The 12,833-nt window shown below is 34.8% G+C and carries 12 protein-coding genes, 1 tRNA gene and 1 pseudogene; 2 read left to right on the top strand and 12 right to left on the bottom strand.

Translation table 11 applies throughout. The annotated features are described in order from the left end of the window. A pseudogene (locus ACW9JY_RS09815) lies at positions 1-194 on the top strand (hypothetical protein); the annotation flags it as partial. Between the two features lie 72 nt (positions 195-266). On the opposite strand, the gene gcvPB reads toward ACW9JY_RS09815, so the two are convergent. From gcvPB to ACW9JY_RS09755, 12 genes are all read right to left on the bottom strand, one after another. Next, positions 267-1,703 carry an aminomethyl-transferring glycine dehydrogenase subunit GcvPB gene (gene gcvPB, locus ACW9JY_RS09810; RefSeq protein WP_457284235.1) on the bottom strand — a complete coding sequence of 479 codons (1,437 nt, stop codon included), beginning with the start codon at positions 1,701-1,703 and terminating at the stop codon, positions 267-269. Next, positions 1,700-3,046: an aminomethyl-transferring glycine dehydrogenase subunit GcvPA gene (gcvPA, locus tag ACW9JY_RS09805; RefSeq protein ID WP_457284234.1), complete on the bottom strand. Its 1,347-nt coding sequence runs from the start codon at positions 3,044-3,046 to the stop codon at positions 1,700-1,702. The genes gcvPB and gcvPA overlap by 4 nt, the downstream gene beginning before the upstream one ends. A gap of 65 nt (positions 3,047-3,111) precedes the next feature. Next, the gene (gene gcvT, locus ACW9JY_RS09800) at positions 3,112-4,221 is read right to left on the bottom strand and encodes a glycine cleavage system aminomethyltransferase GcvT (protein WP_457284236.1); all 1,110 of its coding nucleotides are present in this window, start codon (positions 4,219-4,221) and stop codon (positions 3,112-3,114) included. A gap of 354 nt (positions 4,222-4,575) precedes the next feature. Further along, positions 4,576-5,247 (bottom strand): metallophosphoesterase family protein, encoded by a 672-nt coding sequence (locus ACW9JY_RS09795; RefSeq protein ID WP_457284233.1) that lies wholly within the window; start codon positions 5,245-5,247, stop codon positions 4,576-4,578. 71 nt (positions 5,248-5,318) lie between these two features. Continuing rightward, the gene (locus tag ACW9JY_RS09790) at positions 5,319-5,591 is read right to left on the bottom strand and encodes an HU family DNA-binding protein (protein WP_103076876.1); all 273 of its coding nucleotides are present in this window, start codon (positions 5,589-5,591) and stop codon (positions 5,319-5,321) included. Positions 5,592-5,705: 114 nt separating this feature from the next. After that, the gene (rdgB, locus tag ACW9JY_RS09785) at positions 5,706-6,329 is read right to left on the bottom strand and encodes an RdgB/HAM1 family non-canonical purine NTP pyrophosphatase (protein ID WP_103076875.1); all 624 of its coding nucleotides are present in this window, start codon (positions 6,327-6,329) and stop codon (positions 5,706-5,708) included. After that, positions 6,322-6,981: a ribulose-phosphate 3-epimerase gene (gene rpe, locus ACW9JY_RS09780; protein WP_457284232.1), complete on the bottom strand. Its 660-nt coding sequence runs from the start codon at positions 6,979-6,981 to the stop codon at positions 6,322-6,324. The genes rdgB and rpe overlap by 8 nt, the downstream gene beginning before the upstream one ends. Positions 6,982-6,993: 12 nt before the next feature. Then, positions 6,994-7,896 (bottom strand): ribosome small subunit-dependent GTPase A, encoded by a 903-nt coding sequence (rsgA, locus tag ACW9JY_RS09775; RefSeq protein WP_457284231.1) that lies wholly within the window; start codon positions 7,894-7,896, stop codon positions 6,994-6,996. Further along, entirely contained in the window at positions 7,893-8,312 is a 420-nt protein-coding gene (locus tag ACW9JY_RS09770; protein ID WP_457284230.1) for a PASTA domain-containing protein, read from the bottom strand. The genes rsgA and ACW9JY_RS09770 overlap by 4 nt, the downstream gene beginning before the upstream one ends. Before the next feature lie 89 nt (positions 8,313-8,401). Then, entirely contained in the window at positions 8,402-9,445 is a 1,044-nt protein-coding gene (rlmN, locus tag ACW9JY_RS09765; RefSeq protein WP_457284229.1) for a 23S rRNA (adenine(2503)-C(2))-methyltransferase RlmN, read from the bottom strand. Between the two features lie 119 nt (positions 9,446-9,564). Next, positions 9,565-11,016 carry an IMP dehydrogenase gene (guaB, locus tag ACW9JY_RS09760; RefSeq protein ID WP_457284228.1) on the bottom strand — a complete coding sequence of 484 codons (1,452 nt, stop codon included), beginning with the start codon at positions 11,014-11,016 and terminating at the stop codon, positions 9,565-9,567. Positions 11,017-11,217: 201 nt separating this feature from the next. Beyond that, a tRNA-Ala gene (locus ACW9JY_RS09755) sits at positions 11,218-11,293 on the bottom strand. A 272-nt stretch (positions 11,294-11,565) separates the two neighbouring features. Between ACW9JY_RS09755 and ACW9JY_RS09750 the strand changes: the two genes are divergently transcribed. Continuing rightward, positions 11,566-12,666, top strand: a complete 1,101-nt coding sequence (locus ACW9JY_RS09750; protein WP_457284227.1) for a BMP family lipoprotein — start codon at positions 11,566-11,568, stop codon at positions 12,664-12,666. Positions 12,667-12,833 lie beyond the last annotated feature (167 nt).

Genomic DNA, 12,833 nt, shown 5'->3' with positions numbered 1-12,833 from the left:
TACATGATACCAGATTATTTAATCATTTGTTCATATTTCATTTTTTCTACCCACACTTTTTGGAAGAGAACCAAAAGGAATTAATTAATTTTAAAACTTTTACTGAAGAAGAATTAAAAGACAATAAGATCGACTCTGTTGAAATTAATTTCTATGGAATTTGTGGAGAATGTTTAAAGGAAGAAAAAGAGTGAGGCGTAAATCGGTGTTTCTGCCTCACTGTTTTCTAATATTGAATAAAATAAATATGTTTAACTTATCAAAATTTATTCAAATTTCACGTTGAGTTCCTTGTTTGCTTTTACTTCGTCTAATCTTTTGATAGGTAAAGTCAATGGAGCTTTCTTTAACTTATCTGGATCCTTTCTGGCTTCTTCTAAGATTTTCTCGTATATAGCAGCAACTTCATCCAATGTTTCTTTGCTTTCGGTTTCGGTTGGTTCAATCATCATTGCTTCATCAACTATCAAAGGAAAATAAACTGTTGGAGGATGCATGCCATAATCTAAAAGTCTTTTTGCAAAATCCAATGTGCTTACACCATAATCTTTCAACGAAGTACCTTTTATTACAAACTCATGCTTGCAGACATCTGGATAAGCAACGTCTAAAAATTTTGATAACTTCTCTTTCAAATAATTCGCATTTAAAGTGGCTAGCTCACTTGCCTTCTTTAAACCTTCTTTGCCCATTGATAATATATAAGTATATGCTTTTACTAGTACCGAGAAATTACCGTAAAAGCTACGTACTTTTCCAATACTTTTAGGAATATCGTAATCAAAATAATATTCTCCACTTTCTTTCATACCCACAACAGGTTTCGGCAAATACTCTTTTAAAAAAGATTTTACCGCTATTGGCCCACTCCCAGGTCCCCCCATTCCATGAGGGGTAGAAAATGTTTTGTGGAGATTTAGATGGACAACATCAAAACCATTATCCCCAGGTCTTACTTTACCCATTATTGCATTTAAATTCGCCCCATCGTAGTACAACAAGGCGTTGTTTTTATGCATCAAATCAGATATCTTTAGAATATCTTTTTCAAACAATCCCAAAGTATTTGGGTTTGTGAGCATAATTGCAGCAGTATTTTCATTCACTAAAGATTTCAAATGATCTAAATCAACTCTTCCTTCATTATTCGAATTAACTTTAATTACTTCAAATCCTGCCATTGCTGCAGATGCCGGATTCGTACCGTGGGCGGAATCTGGGATGATAACCTCATTTTTATGACCTAAATTATTTTCTTGGAGATATTTTTTGATAACAAGCATTCCTGTGAGCTCCCCATGGGCACCAGCAGCAGGCTGTAGGGTAACATGATCCATCCCTGTTATCTCTTTGAGAAATTCTTGTAATTCATACATCAATTCCAACGCACCTTGTACGGTCCTTTCCTCTTGATAGGGATGAAGGTATTTGAATCCATTCAAGGCTGCAACCTCTTCATTCAAAAAAGGATTGTATTTCATTGTACAAGAACCCAAAGGATAAAAACCTCTATCAACCGAATGGTTTAGACTGGCTAATTGATTGTAGTGCCTAACTATATCAACTTCGTAAAGTTCTGGTAGATTCGGAGCTTCATTTCTAACTAAATGTTCTGGAATATCTATCTGAGATTCTTTGACATCTAATTTGGGAAGTGAAAATGACTTTCTCCCGCTAACTGATTTTTCAAATATCAATTTCATGACAATCCCTCCAAGAAAGAACATAAAAAGTCGATATCTCTTTTTTTAGTCAATTCTGTCGCGCAAAACAGCACTTTATTACCCATTTCTTCATAAAAATTCTTCAGTATCAAAGGTCCAAAATAATGTTGCTCCAACAGTTTTTCGTTGAGAAGTTCAGGATCTATTTTACTTTCTAATACAAACTCGTTAAAAAAAGGGCCATCAAATACAGGTTTAAATTTTTCAGTCTCTAGCAATTTTTTTGCTAAATAATGGGCCTTATGATAATTCTGAAGAGAAACTTCTCTTATCCCTTGCTTCCCCATCACATTCAAGTACAAAGAAGCCAAAAGAGCGTTGAATGCATGATTTGAACATATATTGGAAGTAGATTTTTCCCTTCTTATATGTTGTTCTCTTGTCTGCAAAACCATGCAAAATCCTCTTTTACCGTCTTGATCTACGGTTTCACCAATGATTCTGCCAGGCATCTTTCGGATATAATTTTTTTTGGAAGCAAAGATTCCTAAACCCGGTCCCCCAAATGAAGGTGTATTCCCTAAAGATTGACCTTCTCCTACTACTATATCCACCCCAAATTTCCCAGGAGCTTCTAACAACCCTAAAGAGATTGGATAGGTAACTACAATGAAAACAACATCGCTAGGAACCTTTTCTCTTATCGCTTTTAAATCTTCTATTACACCTAAAAAGTTTGGATATGAAACTACAACACAAGATGTTTCTTCGGTGATTTTAGAAGTTAAATCAGCTAGATCTAATTGACCCGTTTCAGATAAGTAATCGATTTGCTCTATATTCATTCCTTGCACTTCAACATAGGTTTTTGACACTTCTTGATACTCGGGATGAACCAATTTTGACATTAAAACATGGTTTTTGCCATTAATTCTTTTTGCCATTAAAATAGCCTCAGCTAAAGCAGAAGCACCATCATACATAGATGAATTAGAAACTTCCATCCCTGTAAGATTGCAGATCTGAGTTTGATACTCATAGAGTATTTGGAGGGTACCTTGAGAAACTTCGGCTTGGTAAGGCGTATAAGCGGTTAAAAAATTTCTGTTTGAAGCTAAAGGATATATTACAGAAGGAATATAATGATTGTAAATGCCCGCACCTCTAAAAATACCGTATTCTTCTATATTTTTATTCATTTGCGATAAATCGGTTAACCTTTCTTTAACTTCTATTTCGCTCAAACCCGAAGGGATATTCAACTCACCTTTGAACAGTGCTGGAATATCTTGATAAAGTTCATCGATATCTTTTATTCCCAAAAAAGCAAACATTTCTCCTATGTCTTTTTGGGTATGGGGTAAATATGGAAAATCATTCATTATAATATCTCACCTCTTTTTATTATTCTTATAAAAGTTTATATAGCGCCCCTTCGTCCCCATTTTTATTTTGTGCTTTTTACACTTCCTTTATAAAACGGAGTTTTTACAACCTCAGCTTCTAATAATTTGTTTCTTGCCTTTATACTCACCATGGTCCCAGATTTCGAAAATTCTTTACTTACATAGCCTAAGGCTAAATTCTTCCCTAAAGTAGGAGACTTTACACCACTTGTCACAAACCCTATCTTTTCATTGTCTTTGTAAATTTCATACCCATGCCTAACTGGCATCTTGTCGTGTATTTCCATACCAACTAATTTTCTTTTGATTCCTTCTTCTTTTTGTTTCAGTAAAGCTTCCTTACCAATAAATTCTTTATTAAAATCGACAGTCCATCTTAAGCCTGCCTCCAACGGTGTAGTATTTTCATCCATATCGTTGCCATAAAGGAGCATTTTAGGCTCGAACCTTAAAGTGTCCCTGCTTCCCAAACCACATGGTTTCCCATCAACCTCTTTAGCAAGTTGTATAAGTTTATCCCAAACTTTAACAACGATTGTTGGAGATAGATATAATTCAAAACCGTCTTCACCTGTGTATCCTGTCCTTGATAAGATTATTTCTTCTCCTTCTAGTTGTATAACTTCAAAAGAATAATATTCTATACTATCCAGATCAATATCTTTAAGATATTTTTGTAGTTGATCCTGAGATTTTGGACCTTGAAAAGCTATTTGACAATACTCATCACTCTTGTTAATAATATCAACATTAAAAGAGGAAGCTTGTGTTTTTACCCATTCAAAATCTTTTTGAGTATTAGAAGCGTTGACTACCAACAAGATCTTTTCTTCGTTGAATTTATAAGCGAGAAGATCATCTAAAATACCACCATCCTCGTTACACATAGGGGAGTACACTATTTTGCCATTGGGTACCTTTTCCACATTATTTGTAATCAAGTAATTTACAAATTTTTGAGCATCTTTCCCTTGCACAAATAATTCACCCATATGAGATACATCAAAAACTCCAATACAATTTCTTACGGCGTTATGCTCATCAATAATAGAAGAATACCATAACGGAAGCTCCCACCCTACAAATTCTCCCATCTTGGCTCCAAGTTCTATATGTCTTTCATAAAGCGGTGTCTTTTTAAGTTCTGACAAAGTGTTTCCTCCTTTCTCAAGTTCTCTAATTATAACTTTTGCTGTGATAAAATCCTTATCTTCAACATACAAATCATAAATTGCTCCCTCACCGAAGTACTCTCCCCCTATTCCTATGGGAGATTTTAAGAATACTTGTATACCATTATCTTCCAAAATTTGTTTCAAAATCTGGCTCTGTGAATAATTGCAATAATCTTTTATTTTTTTCAGCATTGTCTCACACCTCTCAGAGGAAAGATAATATTCAGCTTTAATTATATCACTCTTTGAAAAAGTTAGAAAGTCGAAGTATTTTCAATTAGAAGGATTTAAAGACAATTAAAGGCGATTAAAGAAGTTTAAATCAATTTTTCAAAAAGACTGTAAAACTACATGTTTATTATCCTCGGTGATTCCAAACGCCGTCAACTTCCCGCCGTACACACATCCCGTATCTATATCTACACTTATTATTTTCTTATTATTATCTCGCTTCACAAAGATTTTATCTTCACCTGTTAGATACAATGTTGGAGTGTGTCCATGAATAACGGTGTAATTATAATACCTTTCAGACATACTTAAAAATTCATCTCTTATCCATAACAAATCCCATTTATCTTGTTTGGAAAGTGGTTTTTCTGGATTTACTCCGGCATGTACAAATAAATATTTCTCATCTCTTACTTCTATCTCACAATACAAAGGTAGCTCTTTTAAAAAGTTTATGTACTCTTCCTCAATATTGTTATCGAAACTTCTTATTGTCGATAAGGCACCATTGTAAAACCAAACACCTTCACCATACTCATGAGTTTTTTGATAATAGTCGACCATCATATCGTCATGATTTCCTTTTAGAAAGATACGATTCCTCTGTTTGCTTAAAGTAATCAAAAGATCCAATACTTTTTTTGAATCAGGCCCTCTATCCACATAATCACCAAGAAAAATCATCGTGTCAGAATCTTTGATCTGTGTTTGTTTTAAAAGCGAAATTAAAGTATCGTACATACCGTGGATATCCGAAATTGCCCAGATCACTTGAAACCCTCCCATGTGATCACGTCTTTATCATAAAAAAATGGGCAGGAAGCCTGCCCATTTTTTGGAATTTACTTCACCATATCTTTTAATTCTTTACCGGGAACAAATTTTGGAACCATCTTTTCTGGAATCTTAATAGCTTTTCCAGTTTGTGGGTTAACACCTTTTCTCGCTGCTCTTTTCTGAACTTTGAAAGTTCCAAAACCAACTAACTTAACCTCTTCACCCTTACTTAAAGCCTCAGACACTACATCAACAAAAGCATCAATATAACTTTCTGCATCTTTCTTTGTTACGTTAGCTTTCTTTGCGAAAGCATCAACTAAATCCTTCTTATTCACAAACATTCCCCCTTTCACAAATAAAGATTCTTAAATCATCATTCTACAGAACTTCAACGCAATTATACCATAAAACCAAAAAAATATCCACTTTTGAATCTACACAATAAAAAATTATTCCTTATTGCCTAATATTTTAGCACTTTTTAAAAAAATAAGCAACTTTTTTATGGCTTTTGCCCTATGACTTATCCTATTTTTTACATCTTTGCTTAATTCTCCAAAAGTATAATTGTATCCATCAGGAATAAAAATGGGATCATAGCCAAAACCATTCTTACCCCTTATCTCAAATGCTATTTTACCATAAACTTCTTCTTGACAAGTTACTAAAAAATTTTTCTGTGGATCAAAATACGTCGCCGCACAGGCAAAATAAGCGGTTCTATCTTTTTTATTTTCCAGCATTGATAACAATTCCTTCATCTTCTGCTCATAAGGCTCATTTTCCATGAACCTTGCAGAGTTTACGCCGGGGAATCCTCCAAGAGAGATTATAGACAAACCAGAATCATCCGAAAAAACTGGTTTTTTTATTAATTTTGAATAAGCCCAAGCTTTAATGACAGAATTTTCTACATAAGTTTCACCATATTCTTCTACTTCAAAATCATCTTCTTTTATCTCATCAAATATATATTTAACAGTGATACTTCCATTTATATCAATATTTTGAAGAATTTCATTGATTTCTCTTACCTTGTTTCTATTTGATGTAGCCAAATACACCTCACTCAAAATCTCCAGCCACCTTTTTTAGTTCTATTATCTCTTGTGAAGGATTTTCAGAATAGAACACACTCGCACCAATGATGAAAGTGTTAACACCACTTTGGTGAAGTAACCCAATATTCTGTTTATTCACTCCTCCGTCAACCATTATTTCAACATTCAGTCCCTTTTCATCTGAAATTTTTCTTAATTTTCTTACTTTCTCGTAAGTACTTTCTATAAAATGTTGCCCAGTAAATCCTGGATTAACAGACATAATCAATACCTTATCAACATACGGAAGAATCTCTTCTAAAAGTGATACGGGAGTATGTGGATTTAAAGTTACACCCGCGTCGCACCCTAACTCTTTGATCTTTAAGATGGTCCTATGCAGATGTACCACCGCTTCATAATGTACCGTTATGCTATTCACATACTTAGAAAATTCTTCTAAATATTTATCTGGTTCAACGATCATCAAATGAGCATCCAAATATATATCTTTAAATTTTTTTCTAATCGATTCCACGATTGGAAAACCAAAAGTAATGTTTGGAACAAACACTCCATCCATAATATCGAGATGTATTCCATCAGCTTTTTTAGAAACTTTCTCTATCTCTTGAGCTAAATTCAAAAAATCAGCAGCTAAAATGGAAGGATATATTTTTATCAAACTGAAACACCTCTATTGTAATTTTAGTGAACTATCTTCTATTTCTTCGTATATTTGACAATAATTGGTATACCTGCTAAATGAAATTTGTCCCTTTTCCACAGCCTCTTTAACTGCACAACCAGGTTCAACCGTATGAGAACAGTTAGAAAACTGGCAAAAACCGTCGAATTCCAAAAACTCTTTGAAATAACGCCTTACTTCATCTTTTTTTATTCCCCTTAACTCTAAACTCGAAAAACCAGGTGTATCAACTATATATCCTCCAAAATCAAAATAAAGAAGTTCAGCATACGTTGTAGTATGTTTACCTCTACCTAATTTTTTGGAGATTTCTCCTTCTCGAAGTTTCAATTTTGGGTCTAAAACATTCAATAAACTAGACTTTCCAACTCCAGAAGGGCCTGCGAAGGTTGATACTTTGTTTTTTAAACAGGACTTTAATCTATCTAAATTATTTTTCGTTATTTTCGATGTGGGAATTACAGGATAAATTTTACCATATATTTCTATAAATCTTTCCATTTCTTTTTTTTCTTCTTCGTTGACAAGCAAATCTGTTTTGTTTAACACTATAACTATATCAAGCTTCTCTTTTTCAGCGAGAACTATGATTTTATCGATTACTATCAAATCTACTTTAGGTTCTTTAATTGACGTAACTAAAACAAGCTGATCCAAGTTAGCAACCCTAGGCCTATACAATTCATTTTTTCTCTCTAAAATGTTTTCAATTCTTCCATAACTATAATTTTGGTCCTTAGAATACTCTACATAATCGCCAACAATTGGACGAATCTTCTGTAATTTAAATCTGCCAGGTAGGAAACAGTTAACTTTTTGATTAGTTTCCAAATCTTGAACGGATACCATATCCGAATGGAATCTAACAACTATACCCCTTCTCCAACTCATTGATTACTCCCTTCATATTCACCAATATAGAGAATCACCTTTTCTCCATTATAATTATTTCCTGGTGTTGGAGACATGTTCAGTACTACATCATTTTCTTCAGGTTTATAAGTTAATTGATTTCTAATTTCAAAAGTTATGTTGTATTCACTTAGAAACTGTTGTGCTACTCCAGACGGTATTCCAATCAGATCAGGAATCTTAAGAGTATTCATCTCTCTTAGTTGAACTATTACATGATGACCCTCTTTTACCTTTGTACCAGGTTCAGGATCGGTATACAAAACTTTTTCTCCGTTACCTACTACGTTTGGAATTAAATTTAATTCCTCTAAAGAAGAAACTGCTACTTTTTTATCTTCTCCAATCAAATAAGGAATCTCCACAGTATTCGAACTATTGACAAAAACTGTCATGAAAAAAAAAGCGAGTATTCCCGAGGCAAATATTCCTAGAATAAAAAATATCAAATTTTTTATTAATTTCCCTATTTTAATCATTATTTTCACCTATTAACTTCTTTTAACTCTCTGGTCCTTAATTGACCACAAGCAGCTGATATATCGCTACCTTTCTCGGCACGTATAACAGCATCAATTCCATTCTTTATGAGAGTATCTAAAAAAGCCTGAATAAATCTTTTCGAAGGCTTTTCAAACCCTGCTGGATTTGCATTGACAGGAATTAAATTAACCATCACTTTCAGATCACCAAACAGTTCAACTAATTTTAAGGCATCTTCTTTTGAATCATTAAATCCTTTTATCAAAATATACTCAAAAGTGACCCTCTTTTTTGTTTTTTCCTGATAAATTCGGCATGACTGAATCACCTGTTCTACAGGATACTTATGATTTATTGGCATTATTTGATCTCTTTGAAGATTCGTTGGTGCATGAAGTGAGACAGAAAGCCGAAACTCTTTGCTCAAATCACCCAGTTCTTCAATTTTGTGAGGTATTCCGGCAGTTGAAATGGTTATATGTCTTGCTCCTAACTTTTTCATCTTTGGATGGTTAAAGATCTCAACGCTTTGAACAACGTTGTTAAAATTCAATAATGGTTCACCCATTCCCATGTATACAACGTTTTTTACATCCATCTCTTTATCTTTTTCCATAGCTAACAATTGACCAATTATTTCACCTGTCGATAAATTTCTAACGTAACCGCTTTGTCCTGTAGAACAAAATGAGCATTTCAAAGGACAACCAACTTGTGTTGAAATACATGCGATCGTTCTTGAAGGATAGTAAATAATTACCGCTTCAACAGTGTTTCTATCCTCTAACTCCAAAAGATATTTGGTCGTTCCATCTATCTTTGATACCTGTTTTTTAATAATATGAGGAATAGATATTTTAAAGTTATCACTGAGTTTTTGTCTATCGTCTTTAGATAAATTAGTCATTGATTCAAAATCAAAAACTCTTTTCTTATAAATCCAATCACAAATTTGATCAGTTCTGAACTTTTCAAGTCCTAATTCATTGAGCAAATAACTTTGTAAATCTGAATATTCAAAATCTAAAATGTTTTTTGTTTGCATATAACTTCCTCTCCATTAAAATATACTCATTAGAAACTTTATTTTAGCGCCCCTTCGCCCCGCAGCCCACCCCTTTAAGTAGGTGAAAGATCAGCCTACTATCCGTCATAAATCAATAACTAAGATGAAAAGAAATAATTCGGAGCTTCACGTGTGATTTTTACATCATGTGGATGTCCTTCAGTTATACTTGCCGTAGTAATTTTTATAAATTTAGCCTTTTGCTGTAATTCCTTGATATCACTTGCACCAACATATCCCATTCCAGCTTTGACTCCTCCAACTAATTGTATTATAACATCTTTTACCTCACCTTTGTATGCTACCATAGCTTCAACACCTTCTGGCACAAGCTTCTCATTTGGTGTCTCTTCTTGAAAATATCTATCTTTGCTCCCTTTTTCCATTGCTGCTATTGAACCCATCCCTCTGTATGTTTTAAACTTCCTGCCTTGATAGATTACCGTTTCGCCAGGTGCTTCTTCCGTACCTGCAAAAATACTTCCCATCATCACAGTAGAAGCCCCTGCTGCTAAAGCCTTAACGATATCACCAGAATATCTTATTCCGCCGTCAGCTATAACAGGGATATTGTATTTATTCGCTTCTTCTGAAACCTTCATAATTGCAGTTAATTGTGGTACCCCAACCCCAGAAATAACTCTCGTAGTACATATAGAACCTGGTCCAATTCCAACTTTTACTGCATCGGCTCCACTTTCTATTAACATCTTGGCAGCTTCAGCAGTAGCTATATTTCCAGCAATTACAGGGAGTTCTGGAAATCTTTTTTTTATCTTTTTTAAAATTTCAATAATATTTTTTGTATGTCCATGTGCGGAATCTAAAACGACAAAATCAACCCCCGCATTCACTAATTCTTGCGTTCTTTGTAAACCATCTGAAACACCAACAGCAGCTCCAACAACTAAACGCCCTTTATCATCTCTAGTTGCGTTTGGGTTTTCGATTACAGAAGTAATATCCTTTATTGTTATTAAACCCTTTATATGTCTTTTATCATCTACAATAGGCAATTTCTCTATCTTATTCTGATGAAGTATCTCTTTTGCCTCTTCCAAAGATATATGTGAACCAGCTACAACTAAATTTTTGTAGGGAGTCATCAATTCTTTGGCACTTTTTTCCATATTTTGCTCGAATCTAATATCTCTATTAGTCAATATACCCAAAAGAACTCTATCATCATCCACAACCGGCAATCCGCCAATTCTGTACTCTCTCATGATCTTTTCAGCTTCTTTAACGGTTGTATCGGGAGTAATTGTAATGGGATCGTATATAATCCCGTTTTCTGTCTTTTTTACCTTTGAAACCTCGTAGGCTTGCTGTTCAATCGACATATTCTTATGAATAACCCCAACGGCACCTTCTCTTGCCATGGCTTTTGCCATTTGAGATTCACTCACAGTATCCATAGCTGCAGAAAGAAAGGGGATTTTTAAATGGATATTTTTTACTAAACGAGATGTTGTATCAACCCTACTCGGTACAACTTCACTATACTGTGGTAGTAACAACACATCATCAAAAGTGAGATACTCTTCCATTTCTCTGCCTCCTTACCCTGGTGAATATTATCTTTAAAAAATTGTGTTAGCGCCCCTTCGCTGGGGCCTTACCCTATAACCCATTTAAAATTATTTAGTTTTTAAAATATTTATTCTATATAGGTTTGCGCCCTTTCACCCCGCAGCCCACCCATGATGAAAATTTAATATATAAAAAATGAGGGAATACTTCCCTCATATTGGTGGAGTCGATGGGACTTGAACCCACGACCTCTACCGTGCCATGGTAGCGCGCTCCCAGCTGCGCCACGACCCCGTAAATATAGAAACTTCATTTAAGCATAAGAATTATAACACAACTGATCTCTTTTTTCAAGCATTTTTTTTAACATAAAATCACAATTTACAACTATTTTTTATTATTATAGTGGACAAAACCTTAGAATTCAACCCTACTTATTAGTACCCCTTCTGCATCGTAGAGGGATGCAATATCGCTATCGTTATTCCAAATGTAAAATTACTCTTCGTAAAACTTTAAAACATAAATATGCTATAATATTATAAACCACATAGGAGGCGATTTTTATGAAAAAGTACCTAAGTGTTTTCTTTGTTGTTTTGTTCTTATTTTCTACTATTTTTGCTTTCAAAGTAACCATGGTCACCGACGTAGGAGGATTAGGAGACAAATCTTTCAACGACGGAACATGGCAAGGCGTTTTAAGAGCAAGGGATGAATTAGGGGTAGAAATCGCAGTAATCCAATCATCTGAACAAACTGATTATTTACCAAATCTATCTAACGCCGCAAGAGATTCAGACGTTGTAATCGCCGTGGGCTTTATGATGACGGATGTTTTGTTCAACGTAGCTCCTCAATTTCCTAATGTTTATTTTGTTGGCATCGATATTGAACCCTCTCCTGGACAAATAGTCCCTTCAAACGTAGTTTGCTATGTTTTCAACGAGCATGAATCAAGCTTCCCGGCAGGTTATTTGGCTGCAATGATGACCAAAACAGGAAAAGTAGGGTTTATAGGAGGTGTTCCTGTTCCTGCCGTCACCAAATACGAAGCTGGCTACGCAGCAGGGGTTAAAGTATACAATGAATTACATAACGAAGATGTCCAAGTCATATCAGGTTATGCGAACACATTCAACGACCCTGCTTTAGGAAAAAGTTTAGCCCTAACACAGATGGAAAACGGTGCAGATATTGTTTTTCATGCGTCTGGGCCAACGGGTAATGGGGTAATTGATGCTGCTAAAGAAAAAGGAAGTAATCTATACGATCTACCCAAAAACGCCCCTTTAGAGCAAATCATCGACAAATACTATGAATTAGATAAAAACTTTTTCGCCATAGGCGTGGATGTAGATCAAGATTACATGGCTCCGGGTTACGTATTAACAAGTGCAATGAAAAGGGTTGACACAGCTGCTTTTGAAGGTATTCAAGCCTCCATGTCCGTTAGAACCTTTGAATCTGGTGTCTTTAGATTAGGCATGAAAGAAGACGGAGTAAGTATAACGCCAATGAAATACACAAGAAGCATGGTACCCATTAGATACTTTGTAGAAATCGAATATCTAAAAAAATTGATAAAAGAAGGCAAATTGATAATACCATCAGATCCTTCCCAAATAGGATCATTTGAAGTTCCTGAGATAACTTTTCCATATTAATAATAAAATATCCCGCTTTTCGCGGGATATTTTATATTGTGCGCCCAGCATGCGCAATAGCTAAGCGGTGAAAGTCCGCTGTGGACCAGATAGCGGGAACCACTAGTCGAAGGCAAGGGTGTCCATCGTGAGGTGGAATCTGAAGGAAGCCCAAGGCAAAGTCCCGG

The organism is Petrotoga sp. DB-2, assembly GCF_054051725.1.
Note: the sequence above shows the minus strand (reverse complement) of the source record. Positions and strands in the feature narration are given on the sequence as shown.

What these genes read in the sequence shown, in the direction of transcription:
- ACW9JY_RS09770 (WP_457284230.1), bottom strand. Translation starts at nt 8,312, where the DNA reads ATGACAGTTTTTGTCAATAGTTCGAATACTGTGGAGATTCCTTATTTG.
- gcvPA (WP_457284234.1), bottom strand. Translation starts at nt 3,046, where the DNA reads ATGAATGATTTTCCATATTTACCCCATACCCAAAAAGACATAGGAGAA.
- rlmN (WP_457284229.1), bottom strand. Translation starts at nt 9,445, where the DNA reads ATGCAAACAAAAAACATTTTAGATTTTGAATATTCAGATTTACAAAGT.
- rsgA (WP_457284231.1), bottom strand. Translation starts at nt 7,896, where the DNA reads ATGAGTTGGAGAAGGGGTATAGTTGTTAGATTCCATTCGGATATGGTA.
- ACW9JY_RS09750 (WP_457284227.1), top strand. Translation starts at nt 11,566, where the DNA reads ATGAAAAAGTACCTAAGTGTTTTCTTTGTTGTTTTGTTCTTATTTTCT.
- guaB (WP_457284228.1), bottom strand. Translation starts at nt 11,016, where the DNA reads ATGGAAGAGTATCTCACTTTTGATGATGTGTTGTTACTACCACAGTAT.
- gcvPB (WP_457284235.1), bottom strand. Translation starts at nt 1,703, where the DNA reads ATGAAATTGATATTTGAAAAATCAGTTAGCGGGAGAAAGTCATTTTCA.